Genomic DNA, 21,294 nt, shown 5'->3' on the forward strand with positions numbered 1-21,294 from the left:
GAGCGGTCCGGGCCGGATCGCTCCCCCGCCTTGTTTCGGCCATGCGGTGCGGGCTAAAGGACGGGCAATGCAAGCGCCCCTGTCCCGCCAGTTGCTGGTCACCGTGCTGGCGGTCCTGCCGATGCTGGCTTTCGCGCTGGCCTGCCGGCTGGCGGGGCCACTGCCGGGGCTGGACGCCTATTTTCCGCCTGCCCCGGCGGACGAGGCGGCCTCGCTTGCCGCGCTGCCCGGGCGCGGCGGGGATGCGCCGCTGCTGCAGCAAAGCACCCTGCCGGCCGGCGATGCCATGGCCCGCAACGCTGCGATCCCGTTCTTTGCCGGGCCGCTCCTGCCGGCCGCGCCGTTCCGCTTTGCCGGCAGCGAAACCGACCGGACGCGCGCCGCCGATTGCCTTGCGCTCGCCGCCATGGCCGAGGCAGGGCCGAGCGATGACGGCCAGCGCGCGGTGATCCAGGTCGTGCTCAACCGGGTGCGCCATCCGGCCTTTGCCAAGACGGTCTGCGGCGTGGTGTTCGAAGGATCGGAGCGCGCCACCGGCTGCCAGTTCAGCTTCACCTGCGATGGCTCGCTTGCCCGGCGCTATAGCGAGGCGGCCTGGGCCGCCGCGCGGACCCGCGCGGTCGAGGCGCTGGGCGGGCGGGTCTATGCCGGGGTCGGCAATGCCACGCATTACCACACCGACTGGGTGTTCCCCTACTGGAGCCCGCAGCTGGTCAAGCTGGCGCGGGTCGAAACGCACCTGTTCTTCCGCTGGCCGGGTTACTGGGGCACGCCCCAGGCGATGCGCGCCCCCTATCGCGGCGGCGAACCCGATGTGACCGCGCCCGCGCCCGATGCTGCTGCAAGCGATGCGGCCACGCCCGGCCCGCAGCCCACTGTCGCACCCGGCGCGCCGGCGATCAGCGGCGGCACGCTGACCATGCGCGATGCCAGCGGCAAGGCCAATTTCGTCACGCTCGATGCCGCTTCCGGCCCGGCCGAGGCGCTGGCCCTGGCGCGCAAGTTGTGCAGCGGCGCCACCACCTGCCGCGTGCTCGGCTGGGCCGACCGGGCGCAGATCCCGGCGACTTTCCCCTTGCCCCCGGCGGCGCGGGCGGTGCTGCTGTTCAGCTATACCCGCGACCCGGCCGGGGCCGAAATCGCGCTCTACGATTGCCAGCGCATCGCCGGGGTGGCGCGCGAGCAGTGCATCCCGCGCGCGCGGTGAGGCTCAGTCCGCGCTGAACCTGCCGCCTTCGCTTGCCAGTTGGCGCAGCAGCGGGGCGACCGGCAGGCCATACTGCTCCAGCCCGGCAACGATCTTGCCCAGCCCTTCGTGGTCGGCCCAGTACATGATCCCGCCGGTCCAGGCCGGCCAGCCATAGCCGTTGAGCCAGACCAGATCGATGTCCCCGGCGCGCTGGGCGATCCCTTCCTCCAGGATCAGCGCGCCTTCGCTGACCATCGGGTAGAGCAGCCGGGCGAAGATTTCGTCCTTCGAGACTTCGCGCTGGGCCTTGCCTTCGCGCTGCGCGAAATCGGCGATGATGCCCAGCACTTCGTCCGAAGGGCTGCGCTGGCGGTTATCGTCATAGTCGTAGAAGCCCTTGCCGGTCTTCTGCCCCCAGCGCCCGGCGGCGCACAGCGCCTCGCGCACGGTGGTGACTTTCGACGGATCGCGGTGCCAGCCGATGTCGAGGCCGGCCAGGTCGCCCATCTGGAACGGCCCCATCGGGAAGCCGAAGTCGAGCAGGACCTGGTCGATCTCGAAGTACTTCGCCCCTTCCATGATCATCAGGTTGGCCTGCTCCTGCCGCTTGGCGAGCATCCGGTTGCCGATGAATCCGTGGCACACGCCCGACACCACCGGCACCTTGCGGATCGTGCCCGCGAGGTTCATCACGGTCGCCAGCTGGCTTGCCCCAGTCTTTGCCCCGCGCACCACTTCCAGCAGCTTCATGATGTTGGCGGGCGAGAAGAAGTGCATCCCCAGCACCGCTTCGGGCCGCTTGGTGACAGCGGCGATTTCATCGACGTTGAGGTAGCTGGTGTTGCTGGCGAGGATCGCGCCGGGCTTCACGATGGCGTCCAGCCGCGCGAAGACGTCTTTCTTGACCTCCATCGCTTCGTACACCGCCTCGATCACCAGGTCGCAATCGGCCAGGTCATCGAAGCTGAGCGAGGGGGTCAGCCGGTCCATCGCCGCCTTGGCCTCGGCTGCCTCGATCCGCCCGCGCTTGACGCTGGCTTCATAGTTCTTGCCCATCACCCCGACGCCCCGGTCGAGCGCGGCCTGTTCCTGCTCGACGATGGTCACCGGGATCCCGGCGGACAGGAAGTTCATGGTGATCCCCCCGCCCATCGTGCCCGCGCCGATCACGCCGACCTTGCGGATCGGGATCATCGGGGTGCCTGCGGGCAGATCATCGATCTGCGCGCACAGGTCGAGCGCGGCGGCGATATGCGCCTGGGCGCCGGGCAGGGGTTCGGACATCGGGTTCATCCTCTCTGATCGTTGTTCAAACATTCGTCATTGCGAGCGTAGCGAAGCAATCCAGTGCGGTTTACGCCACTCTGGATTGCTGCGCTACGCACGCAATGACAATCATTGAGGTTCAGTTGATCTGCCGTTCGCGTCCGGCCCAGTAGGGTTCGCGCAATTGGCGGCGCAGGATCTTGCCGCTGGGATTGCGCGGCAGGGCATCGATTACGTCCACGCTCTTGGGCACCTTGAACCCGGCCAGCCGCTCGCGCGCCCACTGGATGATCGAATCCGCGTCGATCGTGTGGCCCGGCTTGGGCACGCAGACGGCTTTCACCGCTTCGCCCCACTTTTCGTCCGGCACGCCGATCACCGCCACTTCCAGCACGTCGGGATGGCCATAGATGCCGCTTTCGACTTCCGCCGGATAGACGTTCTCGCCGCCGGTGATGATCATGTCCTTGGCGCGGTCGTACATGTAGACGTAGCCGTCCTCGTCCATGTAGCCGACGTCGCCGGTGGCGATCCAGCCATCCGCGTCCATCGTGCTGGCGGTGGCTTCGGGCAGCTTCCAGTAACCCAGCATGTTGTTGCTGGACCGGGTGCAGATCTCGCCGATCTCGCGCGGGGGCAGGGCCTGCCCGTCCGGACCGCGAATGATCATTTCCACGCCGGGCAGCGGTTTGCCGGCGGACCGCATCCGCTCGTTCCCTTCGACCGAGTGGTCCTCGGGCGGCAGCACGCAGATCGTGCCGGTGGTTTCGGTCATGCCGTAATTCTGCACGAATTCGGCGCCGAACATGGCGATGCACTGGCGCAGCAGTTCGAGCGGGATCGGGCTGGCCCCGTACAGGATGTACTTGATCCGGCTGAAATCGGTCTTGGCGCAGTCCGGATGGTTGAGCAGCATCTGCAAGGCCGCCGGCACGATGAAGAACCGGGTGACGCCGCGATTTTCCACCGCGTCGAACACGCGGGTCGGCTCGAACTCGGTCAGCACCACGCCGGGCAGGCCCGCCGCCAGCGCCATCACGCCAAGGCCCGTTCCGCCGATGTGCGCGCAGGGCATTGCGACCAGCACCGCCTCGTCCTCGTCCCACAGGGTGTGGATCGGGGGATTGGCCAGGTTACCCTTGCGCAGCCCGAACAGGTTGCGGTTCGACAGCACCGCGCCCTTGGGGTGGCCGGTGGTGCCGCTGGTGTAGAGCTGCAGCACCGCATCGTCCGCGCCGGACGGGGCAAAATCGGTGCGCGGGCTATCCTTGATCAGCGCCCGCGCCTCGTCGGCGGTGAAGCAGCGCAGCAGGCCGGGGCGCTGACCCAGCGTGGCCGCACAGGCTTCGAACCCGTCGCCCAGGAACAGCAGCTTCGCTTCGGCATTGTCGATGATATAGGCCGCTTCCGGTTCGGCCAGCCGCCAGCCCACCGGGGTCATCACGATCCCGGCGCGCGCCGCGCCGAAGAACAGGGTGAAATAGGTCGCGCTGTTCTTGCCGAACCAGGCGATCCGGTCGCCCTTCTGCACCCCCAGGGCCAGCAGCGCGGAAGCGACCCGCGCGGTCGCATCCTCGAACTGGGCATAGGTGAAGGCCAGGTCATCGCCCTCGATCGCCAGCCGTTCGCCCCGGTCAGCCGACCAGAAGCGCAGGAACTCGTCAAAGGTAAACAGGTCCGCCGTGCGCTGGGCCTTGGCCAGCAGGCGGTCATAGGTAGCCTGATCCATTATTCTCTCCCGATTGCCGGTCAATTTAACCGTGCGATTAAGGAGGGCAAGGGGATTCGGGTGGACCTGACAAAGTGGACAGGGTGGGGGCGTCAGCCCCCCGCCATCAGGCTGGCATTGCCGCCCGCCGCCGTGGTGTCGATGCAGGTCACACGTTCGGTGGCGAAGCGGGTGACATAGTGCGGGCCGCCGGCCTTGGGGCCGGTGCCGGACAGGCCCTCGCCGCCGAACGGCTGGCTGCCGACCACCGCGCCGATCTGGTTGCGGTTGACGTAGAAGTTGCCCACCCGCGCGCGCGCTTCCACCAGCCTCCGGGTCGCGTCGATCCGGCTGTGCAGGCCCAGCGTCAGGCCAAAGCCGGTCTGGTTGATGTCCGCAATCACCTGTTCCAGCTGGTCCGCCTTGAACCGGGCGACGTGCAGCACCGGGCCGAACTGTTCGGCTGAAAGGTCGGCAATGCTGCCAATCTCGACGATCGCCGGGGCAACAAAGGTGCCGTGCTGGCAGGCCTCCGGCAGGTCCCGCTGCCAGACGCGGTAGCCCGCTGCGCGCATCGCGGCGACATGGGCATCAAGGCTGGCCTTGGCCTCGGCATCGATTACCGGGCCGACATCGGTGGCCGGGTCTTCGGGATCGCCGATCACCAGCGCGTCGAAGGCGCCCCGGATCATCTCGAGCATGGCATCGGCCACGTCGTCCTGCAGATAGAGCACGCGCAGCGCCGAGCAGCGCTGCCCCGCGCTCTGGAACGCGCTGGCCACCACGTCGCGCGTGACCTGTTCGGGCAGGGCGGAGCTATCCACGATCATCGCGTTCTGCCCGCCGGTTTCGGCAACCAGCGTGGCCAGCGGCCCGTCGCGCCCGGCCAGCGCGCGATTGATCGCGCGGGCGGTTGCGGTGGAGCCGGTAAAGGCGACCCCGGCAATGCGCGAATCGCTGGTCAGCATGGCCCCCACCGCGCCGTCTCCGGGCACCAGTTGCACCACGCCGTCGGAAATTCCGGCTTCGTGGAACAGGCGGATCGCCAGGTCCGCGATCAGCGGGGTCTGCTCCGCCGGTTTGGCCAGCACGGTGTTGCCGGCCGCCAGCGGCCCGGCAATCAGCCCGGTGAAGATCGCCAGCGGGAAATTCCAAGGGCTGATCGCCACGAAGGCCCCGCGTCCGTGCAGGGTCAGCCGGTTGCTTTCGCCGGTCGGGCCGGGCAGCGCGGTGCCATGGGGAGTGAAATGGGCGCGCGCCTCGGCGGCGTAGTATCGCAGGAAGTCCACCGCCTCGCGCAGTTCGAGCACGGCATCGACCAGGGTCTTGCCCGCCTCGCGCTGGCAGAGCGAGAGGAACTGGACTGTGTGGGCCTCGTAGAGGTCCGCGACTTCTTCCAGCCGGGCGGCGCGCTCGGCCCCGCCCAGCGCGTCCCAGTGCGGCTGGAACGCGGCGGCGCGCTGGATCATCTCGTCCACTTCCGCCGCGCTCGCCGGGCGGCAGGTGCCGATCACCGCGCGGTGGTCGTGCGGCGCGCGGACCGCGTGGGCGGGTTCGCCCTGCGCGTGTTCCACCGTGGGCGTCGCGGTCCACGGCTCGTCATCCTCGCGCCAGGTCTGCAATTCGGCCAGCAGGGGGGCGCGCACCGTGGGATCGGCGAGGTCCACGCCCGCGCTGTTGCGGCGGCCGGGGAAGATCGCGCCGGGCAGCGGGATTGCCGGGTTGCGGCGGGGCTTCAGCGCGGCGAGTTCCGCCACCGGATCGCCGGTCAACTCGTCCACCGGCACTTCCGCATTGGCCATGCGGTTGACGAAGCTGCTGTTGGCGCCGTTTTCGAGCAGGCGGCGGACCAGGTAGGCGAGCAGTTCCTTGTGCCCGCCGACCGGGGCATAGATTCGCACCGGGGTGCGTGGGCGGCCCATGTCCGCTTCGTAGCGGGCGAGTTCGGCATAGACGTCCTCGCCCATGCCGTGCAGCCGCTGGAATTCGAACTGCGCCTCGCCCGCCATGGCCAGCACCGCGCCCACCGTATAGGCGTTGTGGGTGGCAAACGCGGGGTAGATCGCGTCGGGCGCAGCCAGCAGCTTGGCCGCGCAGGCGAGGTAGGACACGTCGGTCGCCACCTTGCGGGTGAACACCGGGTAATCGGCGTGGCCGCCGACCTGGCTCAACTTGATCTCGCTGTCCCAGTAGGCGCCCTTGACCAGCCGCACCATGATCCGGCGGTGATACCGCCGGGCGAGCGCCGTGATCCATTCGACGAGTGGCACCGCGCGCTTCGAATAGGCCTGGAGCGCGAGGCCGAAGCCCTGCCAGCCGCCGGCGAACAGGTCCTCGTCAGCGACCAGCGCCTCGATGATGTCGAGCGAGAGTTCGAGCCGCTCGGCCTCCTCGGCGTCGATGGTGAAGTGGATGTCGGCATTGCGCGCCTTCAGCGCGAGGTCCTTGAGCACCGGGACCAGCGCGGCCTTTGCCGCTGCCGCGTGGAGGAAATCGTAGCGCGGGTAGAGCGCCGACAGCTTGACCGAGATGCCGGGCGAGCGGATCACGCCGTCCTTCGCCTCCTGCGCCAGCCGGTCGAGCGCCATGGCGTAGGACTGGCGGTAGCGCTCCGCATCGGCAAAGGTCATCGCCGCTTCGCCCAGCATGTCGAAGCTGTGGGTCAGCCCGTCCTTGCGTTCCGGCGCGGCGCGCTCCAGCGCTTCGTCGATGGTCCGGCCGAAGACGAACTGGCCGCCCAGGATTTTCATCGCCTGCAAGGTCGCTTGCCGGATTACCGGCTCGCCCAGCCGCCCGACCGCGCGTTTGAGCGTCGCGGCCAGCCCGCCGGCATCCTCGCGCCGCTGCTGCAGTACTTGCCCCGTCAGCATCAGCGAGAAGGTCGCGGCGTTGACGAACGTGCTGTCGCTGTCGCCCAGCCGGCCCGACCAGTCGATCCCGGCCAGCTTGTCGTGGATCAGCGCATCGGCGGTGGCGGCGTCCGGCACGCGCAGCAGCGCTTCGGCCAGGCACATCAGCGCGATGCCTTCGTCCGTGCCCAGGCCATAGGTCTGGAGGAACGCGTCGAGCCCGCTGGCCTTGTGGCTGCGCGCGCCTTCGATCAGCCGCGCGGCAACGGCGCGGGCGGCGCCATGGACCGCGCTGGCGGGCGTGGCCTCGATCAGCCGCTCGGCCAGGCAGGTTTCCTCGTCCAGGCGATAGGCGCGGCGCAGGGCGGAACGATCCAGCGGAGTGAGCAAGACAATAACCTCCGTGTGAAACAATGTTTCAGACGTAGCACTGTCCGTTCCCGCTGCCAATCACCCCCGCGTGGTTGATGGCTAGTTAAGCGAATGCGCATAAACCCTTGCCTTTTCGCCGCAATGCAGCAATGCCGGGGCTTGAGTAGGCATATGATCAGGGTTGCAGCGATCATCTTTGCCGCCGGTCTTGGGCTGGGCGCGGCGCCGCTGGAGGCAGCGGCGGCGGACGGCCCGCTCGTGCTGGTCGCGGGCGGGGGCGGGGACGGCTATGCCCCGGCCGTGGCGCGCATGGTCCAGTCGATGATCGAATATACCCGCTGGCCCGCTGTGCAGAACCCGGTGGAACTGTGCGTCGCCGGCCCGGCCCTCCGCGCCGCGCGGCTCGATGTCCTGCGGCTGTCCGATGGCCGCGCGATCACCCGCCGCGCCGTGCCGGCCAGCCCCGTGGCGCTGGCGGGCTGCGATGCGCTCTATATCGGCCAGGTGCCGCCCCCGCAGGCCCGCCAGCTGACCGACGCGGTGCGCGGGCGCGGGGTGCTGACCATTGCCGAAGCCGATCCCGACGGGCGCGGCCAGGCGATGTTCGCGCTGGTGTTCCAGCCCGGCGCGGTCAGCTTCCGGCTGAATATCGACGCGGTGTCACGCTCGGGCCTCAGGGTCGATCCGCGCGTGCTGCGGCTGGCGCAGGGAGGCGGCTAGGCCATGCTGCAAGCGCCCCCCAACCAGGCCCTGCCGACGCTGCGCCAGCTGCTGGCGCGGGTCCACCTGCGGCTGATCCTGTTCGCCGTGGTGCTGGCCGCGCTCAGCCTGCTGGTCAGCGGGATGATCGTGATCCGCAACTATGCCGCCCGCAATCTGGAACTGATCGCCCATACCGTAGCCTATACGGTCGAACCCGCCGTGGTGTTCGATGACCGGCAGGCGATTGCCGACGGCATCCTGTCGGTCGGCGCGGTGCGCGGGGTCGATTGCGTCGAGGTGCGCGATCCGGCCGGGCGGGTGCTGGCCAACTGGAAGCACCCCCACGGCGATCTGCACAGCCGGATCGAGGACTGGGCCAACCAGCAGATCTGGCCCAAGCCGGCCGTGGCCCCGATCCGCCGCAACGAGACGGTGATCGGCCGGGTCGAAGTCTACGGCAATTCCGAAGGCATCCTGCGCTATGCCCTGTCGGGGCTGATCATCGCGCTGTCGTGCCTGGGGCTGACGGTGATCGCCACCCGCATCCTGGCGCGGCGGCTGCAACAGGACGTGATCCGCCCGCTGGATCACGTGGCCGAAGTGGCCCACGCCGTGCGCAGCGACCGCGCTTTCGAAAAGCGCGTACCCAGCTCCGGGATCGCCGAGATCGACCGCTTCGGGCGCGATTTCAACGCGCTGCTGGCCGAATTGCAAGGCTGGCACGCCGGCCTGACCAGCGAGAACGCCGAACTGGCCCGCCGCGCCACCCACGATGCGCTGACCGGGCTGGGCAACCGCGTGCTGTTCGAACAGACCCTGGCCGACGCGATCGGGGATTCGGTCCGCACCGGCCAGTCCTTCGCGCTGCTCTATTTCGACATCGACCTGTTCAAGCAGGTCAACGACCGCCACGGCCACGAATGCGGCGATGCCGTGCTGATCGCCGTGGCCGACCGGTTGCGCCAGTCGATCCGCCAGGCCGATCACGCCTTCCGCCTGGGCGGCGATGAATTTGGCGTGGTGCTGGCTCCGTTCGGGGATCGGGCCTGCGTCCAGCAAGTGCTGGAGCGGATCGACCGTGCCATGGCGCGGCCCTGGCGCCTGCCGACCGGCGGCGACGCCCGCTCGACACTCAGCGCCGGGGTAGCGGTCTATCCCGACGACGGAATCTCGCCGCAGGACCTGCTGCGCCGCGCCGATGCCGACATGTACGAACACAAGAAAGCCCGGCTTGCCGCCGGCCCAAAAGGAAAGAACCATGCGTAAACTGATCGCCGCCACCCTGCTTGCCGCACTGGCAGGCTGCGCCACGGTGCCGGCCAAGCCCGGCTTCAGCAAGCAGCAGGTCGCGCTGCTGACCGAGAACGGCTTCAAGCAGGACGGCGACAATTACGAGCTGGGCCTGGCCGACCGGGTGCTGTTCGAAGTAGACAAGGCCGAACTGGTCCCCGAAGTGGTCGACCGGCTCGACAAGTTGGCCCGCGCGCTGACCGGGGTCGGCATCCACGGCGCAACGGTCGAAGGGCACACCGATTCCACCGGGGCCGAGGAATACAACCAGGCCCTGTCCGAACGCCGCGCCCAGGCCGTCCGCGCGCAGTTCACTGCCAGCGGCATGCCCGCCGCCGAAGTGGCCGCCGTGGGCAAGGGCGAGATCGACCCGATTACCGAAAACGAAACCGAGGAAGGCCGCGCCCAGAACCGCCGGGTGGTGATCGTGGTCACCCCGGTCAACGCGATGAAAGTGAAGTAACCGCGCGCTGCGGCAGCGGCCTTGCGCCGCGCAATCCACTGCCCGTCACCCCGGGCTTGACCCGGGGTCCAGCTTCTTTTGCGACGGCCGTGTGCATCGAGCCGCCGACAAGGCAGCTGGACCCCGGGTCAAGCCCGGGGTGACGAAGGGGGGATGGGCTGATGGTTGGGGGGTAAGGAACGTGACGGTGGACAGGCTGGGCACCCCCCCCTTTTGCCGCGCGGCGCCCGCGCCTATGACGGGGCGATGATGAGCACTCCCTGGCAGTTCTGGATCGATCGCGGCGGCACTTTTACCGATGTCGTGGCGCGCAGCCCGGATGGCCGGGTGTTGACCGCCAAGCTGCTGTCCGAAGATCCCGCCCGGCCCGAGGATGCCGCCGTCGCCGCGATCCGCCAGCTGTCGGGCGCGGGCGCGGGCGAGATTCCGCCCGCCGAAGTGCGGATGGGCACCACGGTCGCCACCAATGCCCTGCTCGAACGCAAGGGCGAACCATGCGTGCTGGCGATCACGCGCGGCTTTGCCGATGCGCTGCGGATTGGCACGCAGGACCGGCCCGAGCTGTTCGTGCGCCGGATCGTCCTGCCCGAGCCGCCCCACGCCCGCGTGATCGAGATTGACGAGCGCGTCGATGCGCACGGCGAGGTGGTCCGCCCGCTGGATGAAGCGGCGGCGCTGGCCGCCTTCCGCCAGGCAGTGGCCGATGGCCTGCGGTCAATCGCGATCGTCCTGATGCACGGCTGGCGCTTTACCGCGCACGAGGCGCGGCTGGCCGAGCTGGCGCGCGAAGCCGGCTTCACCCAGGTTTCGGTCAGCCACCAGGTCGCCCCGCTGATCAAGCTGATCCCGCGCGGCGATACCACGCTGGTCGATGCCTACCTCTCGCCGGTGCTGCGGCGCTATGTCGATCAGTTCTCGGCCCGGCTGGGCAGCCATATTCGCCCGCTGTTCATGCAGTCGAGTGGGGGGCTGGTGCAGGGCGCGCGGTTCCACGGCAAGGACGCGATCCTGTCCGGCCCGGCCGGCGGGATCGTCGGCATGGCGCGCACGGCGGAATTGTCCGGGCAGGACCGGGTGATCGGGTTCGACATGGGCGGGACTTCGACCGATGTCAGCCACTATGCCGGCGCCTTCGAACGCGACAGCGAGGTCAAGGTCGCCAATGTCCGCATCGCCGCGCCGATGCTGCGGATCCACACCGTGGCGGCGGGCGGCGGGTCGATCTGCCGGTTCGATGTCGGGCGGCTGGTGGTTGGCCCGGAAAGCGCGGGCGCGGTGCCGGGGCCGGCCTGCTATCGGCGCGGCGGCCCCCTGACGGTGACCGATTGCAACGTCATGCTGGGCAAGCTGCTGCCGGAACACTTCCCCGCGCTGTTCGGTCCCACTGGCGATCAGCCGCTGGACCGCGACGTGGTGCAGCGCAAGTTCGCGGACCTTGCGGACGAGATCGCGGCGCAGGGCGGGCAGCGGCTGGCCCCGCAGGCGCTGGCCGAAGGCTTCATCCGTATCGCGGTGGCCCAAATGGCCCACGCGATCAAGCAGATCTCGGTCGCGCGCGGGCATGATGTGACGGGCTATGCTCTGTCGTGCTTTGGCGGGGCGGGCGGGCAGCACGCCTGCCTGGTGGCCGATGCGCTGGGGATCGACACGGTGCTGGTCCACCCGCTCGCGGGCGTCCTCTCCGCCTATGGCATGGGCCTGGCGAGCGAGGCGGCAGTGCGCGAACGCTCGCTTGGCCTGCCACTGGCGCCGGGGGTTGAGGGTGAGGTCGAGGCGCTGCGCGCCGCACTGGCCGATGAATGCTGCGCCCAGCTTGGCACGCCGCCCAGCCGGGTCGAAGCCAGCCTGTTCCTGCGCACGGCGGGCAGCGAAAACGCCATTCAACTGCCGCTCGGCCCGGCCGATGAACTGGCCGCCGCCTTCGCCGCCGCGCACCGCGCGCAGTTCGGCTATGACGGGGCGGGGGACCTGGTGCTTGACCGCCTGCGGCTGGAAGCCGTGGCCGAGGACCTCGGCGCGGCGCGGCTGAACTGGCCGCTGCCAGCGGCCAGCGGACCGGCGCTGGCAAGCGCCACCTGCTGGCTGGACGGGGCGGAGCAAGCCGTGCCGGTGCATGACCGTGCGGCGCTGGCCGCCGGGTTTGCCGCCAGCGGGCCGCTGATCGTGATCGATCCCCTGTCCACCACCATGGTCGAACCGGGCTGGGGCCTGCGGGTGGACGGGGATGGCACGCTGCGACTGGTGCGCGAAACAGCCCGGCAGCAGGCCGCGACGGGCGGGACGGCAGCCGATCCGATCCGGCTGGAAGTGTTCAATGGCCTGTTCATGGCGATTGCCGAGGAAATGGGCAGCGCGCTGGCGCGCAGTGCAACCTCGGTCAACATTCGCGAACGGCTCGATTTTTCCTGCGCGCTGTTCGATGGCGCGGGGCGGCTGGTGGCCAATGCCCCGCACATGCCGGTGCATCTCGGCTCGATGGGCGAAAGCGTGCAGGTGGTGCTGCGCGCGCGTGCGGGCGGGGCGGATGGACGGGGCATCCGGCGCGGCGATGCCTATGTCCTCAACGCGCCCTATGCCGGGGGCACCCACCTGCCCGACATCACCGTGGTCATGCCGGTGTTTGTCGATGGCGATGGCGATGCGCCCAGCTTTTTCGTCGCGGCGCGCGGGCATCATGCCGACGTTGGCGGGATCGCGCCGGGATCGATGCCGCCCGGCAGCCGCAGCATTGATGAAGAAGGCGTGCTGCTCGACAACGTGCTGCTGGTCGATGAAGGCCGGTTCTGTGAGGGGGACTTGCGCGCCCTGCTCGGCTCGGGGCCGTGGCCGTCGCGCAATGTCGATCAGAACATTGCCGATCTCGCGGCGCAGGTCGCCTCCTGCGCGCGCGGCGCGGCGGGCCTGCAGCGCGCCTGCGACGAACACGGCGCAGAGGTGGTCCGCGCCTTCATGGGCCATGTCCACGCCAATGCCGAAGCGGCGGTGCGGCGGCTGATCGGGCGGCTGGCGGACGGCGCGTTCCGCTACGAATTGGACAATGGCGCGGTGATTGCCGTGGCCGTGCGGGTGGACCGCGCCGCCGGCCTCGTGACGATCGACTTTGCCGGGACCAGCGATCAGCTGCCGGGCAATTTCAACGCACCGTTCAGCGTGGTTCGCGCCGCCGTGATGTACGTGCTGCGCACCATGATTGACGATCCGATCCCGATGAACGAAGGCTGCCTGGCCCCGGTGACGATCCTCGTACCGGAAGGCTCGATGCTTAACCCGCGCTATCCCGCCGCCGTGGTCGCCGGGAACGTCGAAACCAGCCAGGCGGTTACCGACGCGCTGTTCGGGGCCTTCGGCGCGATGGCCGCCGCGCAGGGGACGATGAACAACTTCACGTTCGGCACCAATCGCTACCAGTATTACGAAACCATCGCCGGGGGCAGCGGCGCGGGGCCGGACTTTGCCGGGGCCAGCGCGGTCCAGACCCACATGACCAACAGCCGCCTGACCGATCCCGAAGTGCTGGAAAGCCGCTTTCCGGTGCTGCTCGAAGAATTCGCGATCCGGCGCGGTTCGGGTGGGGCCGGGGCGCAGCGCGGCGGCGATGGCGCGGTGCGGCGGCTGCGCTTTCTCGAACCGATGCAGGCCGGGCTCCTGTCCAACCGGCGGCGGGTGCCGCCGTTCGGCCTCGCGGGCGGGCAGCCCGGCGCGCTCGGCACGGGCCGGGTGGAGCGGGCGGACGGTTCGGTCGAAGTGCTGGGGGCGACCGCCAGCGTCGCGGTTGGCGCGGGCGATGTGATCGTGATCGAAACGCCCGGTGGGGGAGGATACGGCCAGCCATGAATCTGTGGGTGCTCTCTGGCCTGGTGGTCATGGTCGGCGGCTTTGTGCTGCGGCTCAACCCCTTGGTGGTCGTGCTTTCCGCCGCGCTTGCCTCGGGCCTCGCGGCGGGGCTGCAACTGGTTGAAATCGTGTCTGCTTTTGGCAAGGCGTTCAACGATACCCGCTATGTCTCGGTGGTCTGGATCGTCCTGCCGGTGATCGGCCTGCTCGAACGCGGGGGGCTCCAGGAACGGGCCAAGACGTTGATTTCCGGGCTGAAAGGCGCCACCCTCGGCCGCCTGCTGACCGGCTACCTGCTGCTCCGCCAGTCCACCGCCGCCCTCGGCCTCACCTCTATCGCCGGCCACGCCCAGACCGTCCGCCCGCTCGTCGCGCCGATGGCCGAAGCCGCCGCCGAAGCGCAGGGCGAACTGGCCGAAACCGACCGCGAACAGGTCAAGGCCATGGCCGCCGCCACCGACAATGTGGGCCTGTTTTTCGGCGAGGACATCTTCATCGCGATTGGCTCGATCCTGCTGATGAAGGGCTTCATGGAACAGCAGGGCATCGTCCTCGCCCCGTTCGATCTGTCGGTCTGGGCGATCCCAACAGCGGGTTTTGCGCTGATAATCCACGGTTTCCGCCTCTGGCGGCTCGACCGCCGGATCAGCCGGAAGGCGCCGCGATGATCGGGCTGGCGCAGGTCTATCTGTTTGCCGGGCTGGTTTTTGCCGCCTTCGCCGTGCTCTCGCTGCGGGATGCCAGCAATCCCAAGCGGCTCGCCAATGCCGGGTTCTGGGGCCTGCTCGCACTGTCGATGCTGGCGGGCGACCGGCTGGGCGATTTCGGCAACGGCCTGCTGGTCCTTGCCCTCGTCGCCATCGCCGGCCTGGGCGGGCTGGGGCGGGGACAAGGCAGCACTTCGGCCGAGGACCGCGCGGTGGCGGCGCAGCGCCACGGCAACCGGCTGTTCCTGCTCGCGCTGGTGATCCCGGCGGTGGCGCTGGCCGGAACCCTGCTGTTCAAGTACTTGCCCGCGCTGGTCGATGGCAAGCAAGCCACGCTGGTCAGCCTGGCGCTGGGGGTGCTGATCGCCCTGGCGCTGGGCATGGCCGTGCTGCGGACCACGCCAGTTGTCGCGATGCAGGAAGGCCGCCGGCTGGTCGACGCGGTCGGCTGGGCGGGGATCTTGCCGCAGATGTTGGCCAGCCTTGGCGCGGTCTTCGCGCTGGCGGGCGTGGGCAACGTGGTGGGCAGCATGATGGCCGGCGTGATCCCGCAAGGCAGCCTGCTCGCCGCCGTGATCGCCTATGGCCTGGGCATGGCATTGTTCACCATGGCGATGGGCAACGCCTTTGCCGCTTTCCCGGTGATTGCCGCCGCGATCGGCCTGCCGGTGCTGATCCATCAGTACCACGGCGATCCCGCGATCGTCGCCGCAATCGGCATGTTGGCGGGCTTCTGCGGCACACTGATGACGCCGATGGCCGCCAATTTCAACATGGTGCCCGCCGCGCTGCTTGAGCTGCGTGACCGCAACGCGGTGGTGAAAGCGCAGGTCGGCACCGCGTTGCCGCTACTGGCCATCAATATCGCCCTGATCTATTTCCTGGCTTTCCCATGACCCACCTGACCCCCGCCCACGCCGCGCGCTTCATGGCGCTGACCAGCGGGCACCTGACCCGCGAGTTTCCGCACAAGCTGGACCATGTGTTGGACGGCCCGGAAGACGCGCTGCGCCCCGCCGCGCTGCACCCGATCTTCCATGGCAGCTTCGATTGGCACAGCTGCGTCCACGGCTGGTGGCAGGTCTTGCGGCTGGCCCGGCAGTTCCCGGACCTGGCCGAGGCGGCGCAGGTGCGCGACCTGGCCGCGCGGATGTTCACCCCGGCCAACTGGGCGGCGGAGGCGGCCTATCTGGAGCGCCCCTCCGCGCGCGGGTTCGAGCGGCCCTATGGTTGGGCCTGGGGGCTGGCGCTGCATGGCGAAATGGTCCGCCACGATGCAGCCTGGGCGCGGCTGGCCGATCCCTTCGCCGCCAATTTCGCCGGGCGGTTCCAAGATTTCCTGCCCAAGCAGACCTATCCGATCCGCGTCGGCACCCATTACAATTCGGCCTTCGCCATGGTCCTCGCGCACGACAGGGCGCTGGAGCATGATACCGCGCTGGCCAGCCTGATTGCTGGGCGCGCGCAGGACTGGTTCGCCGCTGATCGCGCCTGCCAGGCGTGGGAGCCGGGCGGGGACGAATTCCTCTCCTCTGCGCTGTGCGAGGCGCTGGTGATGAGCCGGACCATGGGTACGGGCTTTGCCGACTGGTTCGATGCTTTCCTGCCCGATGCGGCGCGGCAACTGCCGGCCACGCTGTTCGCCCCGGCGCACGTGTCCGACCGCACCGATGGCAAGATCGCGCACCTTGACGGGCTGAACCTCAGCCGGGCGTGGTGCTGGCGGTCCATCGCCGCGGCCCTGCCGGAAGGGCACCCGGTCCGCCCGGTGGCGCGCGATGCGGCGCAGCGGCACCTCGATGCCGCGCTGCCGCACCTGGCCGATCACTACATGGGCGAACACTGGCTGGCGACTTTCGCCCTGCTCGCGCTCGAGGCGGGCTAGGCTTCCAGTTCCAGCAGGCCGTGGCGCAGCAGCGCACGGGTGGCTGCGGCATGGCTTTCGGTCAGCGCCTGGACGGCGTCCTGCACCTGCGGCGCCAGCACCAGTCGCCGCGCGGTGCGCAGGCCCGTGCCCCAGGGCAGCAGCACCCCGGCGTCGAGCATGGCATTGGTTCGCCGTCGCACCGTTTCGCGCGGCAGGCCGGCGGCGCGGGCCACGGCGCGGCGTGATACCGGCACGATCCGGTCCTGGTCGACCAGCGCGGTGGACAGGGCCAGCCCTTCTTCGTCCGGCGCGCGCAGCATCCGCTGGACGTTGCCCATCGCCACGGTCAGCAGGATCAGCACGTCTTCCTGCCCCAGGCCAAAGGCGCGGCGCAGGTGCGCGCTGGCATCGAGGTAATGGTTGGCAAGGATGAACGAGGCGAGCCGCAGCTTGTCGGCCACTCGTTCGGGCCGGACCCGCAGCGCAGGGCTCTTGGCGTGGGCCATCGGCGCTCCAGACAGGTGACCCGGAATGGGTCGGTATGCTCTGGCTTAGGTCCGCCGCGCTTGGCATGCAAGCGGCAACGGGGCGGCGCAGAGCGGACGCCCATGGCGGGAGAGTGACATGACCCTAGCAAACTGGAACGAGACCCAGCTTGGCCCGGTGATCGGCAGCGAAGTGACCGGGATCGACCTCAATCACATCGATGATGCGCTGGCGGATCAGCTGCGCGCGCGGCTGGCCGAGCGGCTGGTGCTGGTGATCCGGGGGCAGCAGCTTGACCGCGAGGCGCACAAGCGGGTGGCCCGGCTGTTCGGCACCGGGGTGCTGCATGCCCACGCGCTCAACAAGGCGCGCGGCGGCGACGATCCAGAAGTCTATCCGGTGCGCACCACGGCGGAATCGAAGATGACCGCGGGCGAGGGCTGGCACACCGACGTATCGTGCGATCCCGCGCCGATCGCCGCCAGCCTGCTGTACATGCACCAGGCCCCGGCGGGCGGGGGCGGCGATACGGTCTATGCCAGCATGTACGAATGCCTGGAGCGGCTGTCCCCGCCGATCCGCGCGCTCGCCGAACAGCTCACCGCGCTGCACGACGGCGCCTATCCCTATCGCCAGATCTACGGGATCGAGCCCGAGGCGGGGCAGCAGTTCAGCCGAACCCGGCACAAGGTGGTGGTCAGGCACCCGGTCACCGGCAGGCCGCTGCTGTGGGTCAACCGGGGCTTCACCACCAGGCTGTTCGGGCTGGGTCATGTCGAGAATCGCCATGTGCTCGAAATGCTGTTCCAGCACATCGAGAGCACGCTGACCGCGCAGTGCCGGGTGCGGTGGGAGGACCATACGCTGGTGATCTGGGACAACGTCGCGACCCAGCACCACGCGGTGTGGGACTACTTCCCCAATGCCCGCTACGCCGAACGCATATCGGTGATCGGGCCGGCATTGGAGGGATCGCAGCCGGGTTGAGCGGAGCGGGGCAGTTGCCTGCCCCGCTCTGCTGCCGGGTCAGAAGCCGACAGTGAACGAACCGACCAGCCGGGCTTCTCCCAGCTTGCCGAAGGCATTGGTATCGGTGTCGTGATAGCGCACGTCGACCTTCGCACCCTTCAGCACTTCATAGGTCAGTCCGGCGTTCCAGGTGTTGTAATCGGGAAGATTGTCGATCTGCTGGTGGCCGAAGGCGGCTGAAGCGCTGAGCTTGTCGGTCAGCGGGGCCGAGGCGCTGGCTTCGACATAGGTGGCGTGCTCGCCGCTGCCGAAATAGTCCCAGGTGTGATAGGCGCTCACGCCCAGGCCCAGCTTGCCGACCGTGCCGGACAGGCCCGCCTTCACTTCCAGCGTGTCGATGTCGGCAGGCGCATCGACATAGCCATAGCGGACCACGCCAAGGTCCAGCTTGGCGTTCTTGCCAAGGTCGAAGGCATAACCGGCCCACAGGTCCCATTCCTGCTTCACGCCGGCAAAATCGACGTTTTCCGTGCCCGCCCCGGCATAGAAGCCGCCGGCGTTGACGTTGACCGCGGCGAAGACCGCCGGATCGCTGTTCGACTGGCTGACGCCGCGCCAGACATAGTCGGTGGCACCGGTCAGGCTGGCGGAAAGCTGCACGTCCTCGGCCTGGGCGGCGGCGGGGCAGGTCAGGGCGCTGGCGGCCAGGGCGGCCAGCAGGGTCTTGGTGTTCATGGCAGGTCCTTCGTGCTTGGCGGGCATAGCTCCGCCCGCTCAGCCGGACGATGTCCGGCAAAGGCGGGCGCAGCGGCCCCATGGTTCAGGAACAGGGGTGGTCCGGCGGGCAGCCTGATGGAGAGGTGCGGTCCGCCCGCCGGACCGGGTGCGCGACCCGACCGCGCGTTAGAAGAAGCCCAGCTTCTTGGGGCTGTAGCTCACCAGCATGTTCTTGGTCTGCTGGTAGTGTTCGAGCATCATCTTGTGGGTTTCACGGCCGATCCCGCTCTGCTTGTAGCCGCCGAACGCCGCGTGGGCGGGATAGGCGTGGTAGCAGTTGGTCCACACCCGCCCGGCCTGGATCGCCCGGCCAAAGCGGTAGCAGGTGTTCGCATCGCGGCTCCATACGCCCGCCCCCAGGCCGAACATGGTATCGTTGGCGATTGCCAGCGCCTCGTCCGCGTCCTTGAAAGTGGTGGTGGAAACGACCGGGCCGAAGATCTCCTCCTGGAAGATCCGCATCCTGTTGTGGCCTTTGAACACGGTGGGCTGGACGTAGAATCCGCCCGAAAGGTCGCCCTCCAACTGCGCCGCCGCGCCGCCGATCAGCACTTCGGCGCCTTCGTCGCGGCCGATCTGCAGGTATTGCAGGATCTTGTCCTGCTGCTCCTGGCTGGCCTGCGCGCCGATCATCGTTTCGATGTCGAGCGGGCTGCCCTGCCTGATCGCCGCGACGCGCTGCAGGGCGCGTTCCATGAAGCGGTCATAGATCGATTCCTGGATCAGCGCGCGGCTGGGGCAGGTGCAGACCTCGCCCTGGTTGAGCGCGAACATCACGAAGCCTTCGACCGCCTTGTCGAAGAAGTCGTCGTCCGCCGCGCAGACGTCGGCAAAGAAGATGTTCGGGCTCTTGCCGCCCAGTTCCAGCGTGACCGGGATCAGGTTTTCGCTGGCATAGCCGGCGATCAGCCGCCCGGTGCCGGTTTCGCCGGTGAAGGCGATCTTGGCGATCCGCTTCGAACTGGCGAGCGGCTTGCCGGCTTCGAGGCCAAAGCCGTTGACCACGTTGAGCGTGCCCGGCGGCAGCAGATCGGCGATCAGGCCCATCAGCACCATGATCGAGGCCGGGGTCTGCTCCGCCGGCTTCAGCACCACGCAGTTGCCCGCGGCCAGCGCCGGGGCCAGCTTCCATGCGGCCATCAGGATCGGGAAGTTCCACGGGATGATCTGCCCGACCACGCCCAGCGGTTCGTGGAAGTGATAGCCGATGGTGTCATGGTCGATCTCGCTGATCGAGCCTTCCTGCGCGCGGACACAGCCCGCGAAATAGCGGAAGTGGTCGATCGCCAGCGGAATGTCGGCGGCCAGCGTTTCGCGGATCGGCTTGCCGTTGTCCCAGGTCTCGGCGGTGGCGAGCAGGTTCAGGTTTTGCTCCATCACGTCGGCGATGCGGTGCAGGATTAGCGCGCGTTCGGCTGGTGCCATGCGGCCCCAGGCGTCCTTGGCGGCATGGGCGGCATCCAGCGCCAGCTCGATGTCGGCTGCGTCGCTGCGCGCCACTTCGCACACTGGCTTGCCGGTGATCGGGCTGACGTTGTCGAAATAGCGACCATTGACGGGGGCGGTCCACTTGCCGCCGATGAAATTGTCATAGCGCTTGGCGAAGGGCGCAACGAGCCCAGCGGCAGCGTCCGCGGTCAGCACGTTCATGGCATCCATCCTCTCGAATCGGTCCGGTCGGAATGGCCGGACTTGATTGTGGGGTGCCGGTGCCGGGGCTGGATAGATAGGGGGGCGAGATGGTCCGCAGCGGTCAGGTGTATCGCGTGCGAGACAGCCTTGCCGTCAATGCATCCCGCCCATGCCGGCGCGCTCCATGCGGCGGTACATGGTGGCGCGGCCAATGCCGAGCAGGCGCGCGGCGGCGGCGACATTGCCGTTCGAGCGGGCCAGCGCCTGGCGCAGCACCGCGCGCTCGCTATCCTCGAACGTGCCGCGCTCGCCCGTGCCCAGCACGTCGGCCAGCGGGCGGGGATTGCCCAGCGCGGCGGCATCAAGCCGGAACTGGCGGCGCGCGGCGCGGGTCGCGCCGATCACCAGATCGTCGCGGTCCACGGCCAGCAGCGCGGTGCCGCGTCCCGGCGCTTCGGGCGCATAGACGATCCGCGCCTCGGCAAAGCGGCGGCAGAAGAAATCGCGCTCGATCTGCCGCGCCGCATCCTGCACCAGCGCGGAAATCATCGTCGCCATCGCCTCGCCATGGTCGGCCCGCGCGCTCGACACATCGAGCGCGGCGACGAGCTGGCCTTCGGGGTCGAACACCGGTGCATCCATGCACGATACGCCGATGTTGCGGCTGGCGAAGTGTTCGTGGCGCAGCACGGTGACGGCGCGTGCCTCGACCAGGCAGGTGCCGATGCCGTTGGTGCCTTCGGCCGCCTCGCTCCATTCCGCGCCCGGGGTCAGCCCGATGGCGTTGAACAGGGCCGTGTCGCCCGCGCCGCTGCGCGCTTCGAGCACCACTCCGTCCAGATCGGACAGGATCACGCAGCACCCGGTCCGCCCGACCGAGCCGAACAGATTGTCGAGTACCGGCACAGCGGCGGCGAGCAATTCGCCATTCGCTTCGCGCAGGCTGGACAGGCGTGCGGCCTCGATCCGGTCGCCCCGGCGTTCCATCGCCGGATCAAGCCCGTGGTGCAGCGCCGAACGGCACCACGAGGCGGCGAGCGAGGATTGCGCGGCCGCGCTGCCCGAATGGACCGTGCGCAACACGTGGTCGCTGTGCTTGCTGTCCGCCATGGCTGGGTCCTCTCACCCGCGCCGGATTGCGCCGGTCGCCTTATGCCCTATCGCGTAACAGGCTGCGCCTTTC

At 68.9% G+C, this 21,294-nt stretch carries 15 protein-coding genes and 1 pseudogene; 9 read left to right on the forward strand and 7 right to left on the reverse strand.

Annotation, left to right across the window (positions count from 1 at the left end; all coding sequences use genetic code 11):
- Positions 1–67 precede the first annotated feature (67 nt).
- On the forward strand, positions 68–1,207 hold the full coding sequence (locus ACE3N9_RS04970; protein WP_374281457.1) for a cell wall hydrolase: 1,140 nt from the start codon (positions 68–70) through the stop codon (positions 1,205–1,207).
- A 3-nt stretch (positions 1,208–1,210) separates the two neighbouring features.
- On the opposite strand, the pseudogene ACE3N9_RS04975 reads toward ACE3N9_RS04970, so the two are convergent.
- The 3 genes and pseudogenes from ACE3N9_RS04975 to putA form a co-directional block, all read right to left on the reverse strand.
- Positions 1,211–2,497, reverse strand: a pseudogene (locus ACE3N9_RS04975) (3-hydroxyacyl-CoA dehydrogenase NAD-binding domain-containing protein); the annotation flags it as partial.
- A gap of 97 nt (positions 2,498–2,594) precedes the next feature.
- Complete coding sequence (locus tag ACE3N9_RS04980) at positions 2,595–4,184, reverse strand: fatty acid--CoA ligase (protein WP_374281459.1); 1,590 nt, start codon at positions 4,182–4,184, stop codon at positions 2,595–2,597.
- Positions 4,185–4,276: 92 nt separating this feature from the next.
- Positions 4,277–7,408, reverse strand: a complete 3,132-nt coding sequence (gene putA, locus ACE3N9_RS04985; RefSeq protein WP_374281601.1) for a bifunctional proline dehydrogenase/L-glutamate gamma-semialdehyde dehydrogenase PutA — start codon at positions 7,406–7,408, stop codon at positions 4,277–4,279.
- Between the two features lie 147 nt (positions 7,409–7,555).
- On the opposite strand from putA, the gene ACE3N9_RS04990 reads away from it, so the two are divergent.
- The 7 genes from ACE3N9_RS04990 to ACE3N9_RS05020 all read left to right on the forward strand — a co-directional run bounded on the left by ACE3N9_RS04990 (position 7,556) and on the right by ACE3N9_RS05020 (position 16,265).
- On the forward strand, positions 7,556–8,104 hold the full coding sequence (locus ACE3N9_RS04990) for a YfiR family protein (protein WP_374281461.1): 549 nt from the start codon (positions 7,556–7,558) through the stop codon (positions 8,102–8,104).
- Positions 8,105–8,107: 3 nt separating this feature from the next.
- A complete protein-coding gene (locus ACE3N9_RS04995) occupies positions 8,108–9,352 on the forward strand; it encodes a diguanylate cyclase domain-containing protein (protein WP_374281462.1) in 1,245 nt (414 codons plus the stop codon).
- A complete protein-coding gene (locus tag ACE3N9_RS05000; protein WP_374281464.1) occupies positions 9,345–9,839 on the forward strand; it encodes an OmpA family protein in 495 nt (164 codons plus the stop codon). The genes ACE3N9_RS04995 and ACE3N9_RS05000 overlap by 8 nt, the downstream gene beginning before the upstream one ends.
- A 249-nt stretch (positions 9,840–10,088) precedes the next feature.
- A complete protein-coding gene (locus tag ACE3N9_RS05005; protein WP_374281466.1) occupies positions 10,089–13,673 on the forward strand; it encodes a hydantoinase B/oxoprolinase family protein in 3,585 nt (1,194 codons plus the stop codon).
- A 2-nt stretch (positions 13,674–13,675) separates the two neighbouring features.
- Positions 13,676–14,341 carry a DUF969 domain-containing protein gene (locus ACE3N9_RS05010; RefSeq protein ID WP_374281603.1) on the forward strand — a complete coding sequence of 222 codons (666 nt, stop codon included), beginning with the start codon at positions 13,676–13,678 and terminating at the stop codon, positions 14,339–14,341.
- Positions 14,338–15,276, forward strand: a complete 939-nt coding sequence (locus ACE3N9_RS05015; RefSeq protein ID WP_374281467.1) for a DUF979 domain-containing protein — start codon at positions 14,338–14,340, stop codon at positions 15,274–15,276. Before ACE3N9_RS05010 ends, ACE3N9_RS05015 begins: the two co-directional genes overlap by 4 nt.
- On the forward strand, positions 15,273–16,265 hold the full coding sequence (locus tag ACE3N9_RS05020) for a DUF2891 domain-containing protein (protein WP_374281469.1): 993 nt from the start codon (positions 15,273–15,275) through the stop codon (positions 16,263–16,265). The genes ACE3N9_RS05015 and ACE3N9_RS05020 overlap by 4 nt, the downstream gene beginning before the upstream one ends.
- Here ACE3N9_RS05020 and ACE3N9_RS05025 read toward each other — a convergent pair.
- Positions 16,262–16,753 carry a hypothetical protein gene (locus tag ACE3N9_RS05025; protein ID WP_374281471.1) on the reverse strand — a complete coding sequence of 164 codons (492 nt, stop codon included), beginning with the start codon at positions 16,751–16,753 and terminating at the stop codon, positions 16,262–16,264. The two genes, ACE3N9_RS05020 and ACE3N9_RS05025, sit on opposite strands and share 4 nt — an antisense overlap.
- 118 nt (positions 16,754–16,871) lie before the next feature.
- Here ACE3N9_RS05025 and ACE3N9_RS05030 point away from each other — a divergent pair, with 118 nt between their 5' ends.
- Positions 16,872–17,720, forward strand: coding sequence for a TauD/TfdA dioxygenase family protein (locus ACE3N9_RS05030; protein WP_374281473.1), 849 nt, complete (start codon positions 16,872–16,874; stop codon positions 17,718–17,720).
- A gap of 39 nt (positions 17,721–17,759) precedes the next feature.
- Here the strand turns inward: ACE3N9_RS05030 and ACE3N9_RS05035 are convergent, their stop codons facing one another.
- The 3 genes from ACE3N9_RS05035 to ACE3N9_RS05045 all read right to left on the reverse strand — a co-directional run bounded on the left by ACE3N9_RS05035 (position 17,760) and on the right by ACE3N9_RS05045 (position 21,221).
- A complete protein-coding gene (locus ACE3N9_RS05035) occupies positions 17,760–18,437 on the reverse strand; it encodes a TorF family putative porin (RefSeq protein ID WP_374281475.1) in 678 nt (225 codons plus the stop codon).
- A 168-nt stretch (positions 18,438–18,605) separates the two neighbouring features.
- Positions 18,606–20,129 (reverse strand): aldehyde dehydrogenase, encoded by a 1,524-nt coding sequence (adh, locus tag ACE3N9_RS05040; protein WP_374281476.1) that lies wholly within the window; start codon positions 20,127–20,129, stop codon positions 18,606–18,608.
- A 135-nt stretch (positions 20,130–20,264) separates the two neighbouring features.
- On the reverse strand, positions 20,265–21,221 hold the full coding sequence (locus ACE3N9_RS05045; protein ID WP_374281478.1) for a helix-turn-helix domain-containing protein: 957 nt from the start codon (positions 21,219–21,221) through the stop codon (positions 20,265–20,267).
- Positions 21,222–21,294 lie beyond the last annotated feature (73 nt).

The sequence above is a fragment of the Novosphingobium sp. genome, assembly GCF_041905565.1.
Classification (GTDB): Bacteria; Pseudomonadota; Alphaproteobacteria; order Sphingomonadales; family Sphingomonadaceae; genus Novosphingobium.

Bases quoted from the DNA above. Each gene is read 5' to 3' on its own strand.
- ACE3N9_RS04970 (WP_374281457.1), top strand. From the start codon at position 68: ATGCAAGCGCCCCTGTCCCGCCAGTTGCTGGTCACCGTGCTGGCGGTC.
- ACE3N9_RS04980 (WP_374281459.1), bottom strand. From the start codon at position 4,184: ATGGATCAGGCTACCTATGACCGCCTGCTGGCCAAGGCCCAGCGCACG.
- ACE3N9_RS04990 (WP_374281461.1), top strand. From the start codon at position 7,556: ATGATCAGGGTTGCAGCGATCATCTTTGCCGCCGGTCTTGGGCTGGGC.
- ACE3N9_RS04995 (WP_374281462.1), top strand. From the start codon at position 8,108: ATGCTGCAAGCGCCCCCCAACCAGGCCCTGCCGACGCTGCGCCAGCTG.
- ACE3N9_RS05000 (WP_374281464.1), top strand. From the start codon at position 9,345: ATGCGTAAACTGATCGCCGCCACCCTGCTTGCCGCACTGGCAGGCTGC.
- ACE3N9_RS05005 (WP_374281466.1), top strand. From the start codon at position 10,089: ATGAGCACTCCCTGGCAGTTCTGGATCGATCGCGGCGGCACTTTTACC.
- ACE3N9_RS05015 (WP_374281467.1), top strand. From the start codon at position 14,338: ATGATCGGGCTGGCGCAGGTCTATCTGTTTGCCGGGCTGGTTTTTGCC.
- ACE3N9_RS05020 (WP_374281469.1), top strand. From the start codon at position 15,273: ATGACCCACCTGACCCCCGCCCACGCCGCGCGCTTCATGGCGCTGACC.
- ACE3N9_RS05025 (WP_374281471.1), bottom strand. From the start codon at position 16,753: ATGGCCCACGCCAAGAGCCCTGCGCTGCGGGTCCGGCCCGAACGAGTG.
- ACE3N9_RS05030 (WP_374281473.1), top strand. From the start codon at position 16,872: ATGACCCTAGCAAACTGGAACGAGACCCAGCTTGGCCCGGTGATCGGC.
- ACE3N9_RS05035 (WP_374281475.1), bottom strand. From the start codon at position 18,437: ATGAACACCAAGACCCTGCTGGCCGCCCTGGCCGCCAGCGCCCTGACC.
- adh (WP_374281476.1), bottom strand. From the start codon at position 20,129: ATGAACGTGCTGACCGCGGACGCTGCCGCTGGGCTCGTTGCGCCCTTC.
- ACE3N9_RS05045 (WP_374281478.1), bottom strand. From the start codon at position 21,221: ATGGCGGACAGCAAGCACAGCGACCACGTGTTGCGCACGGTCCATTCG.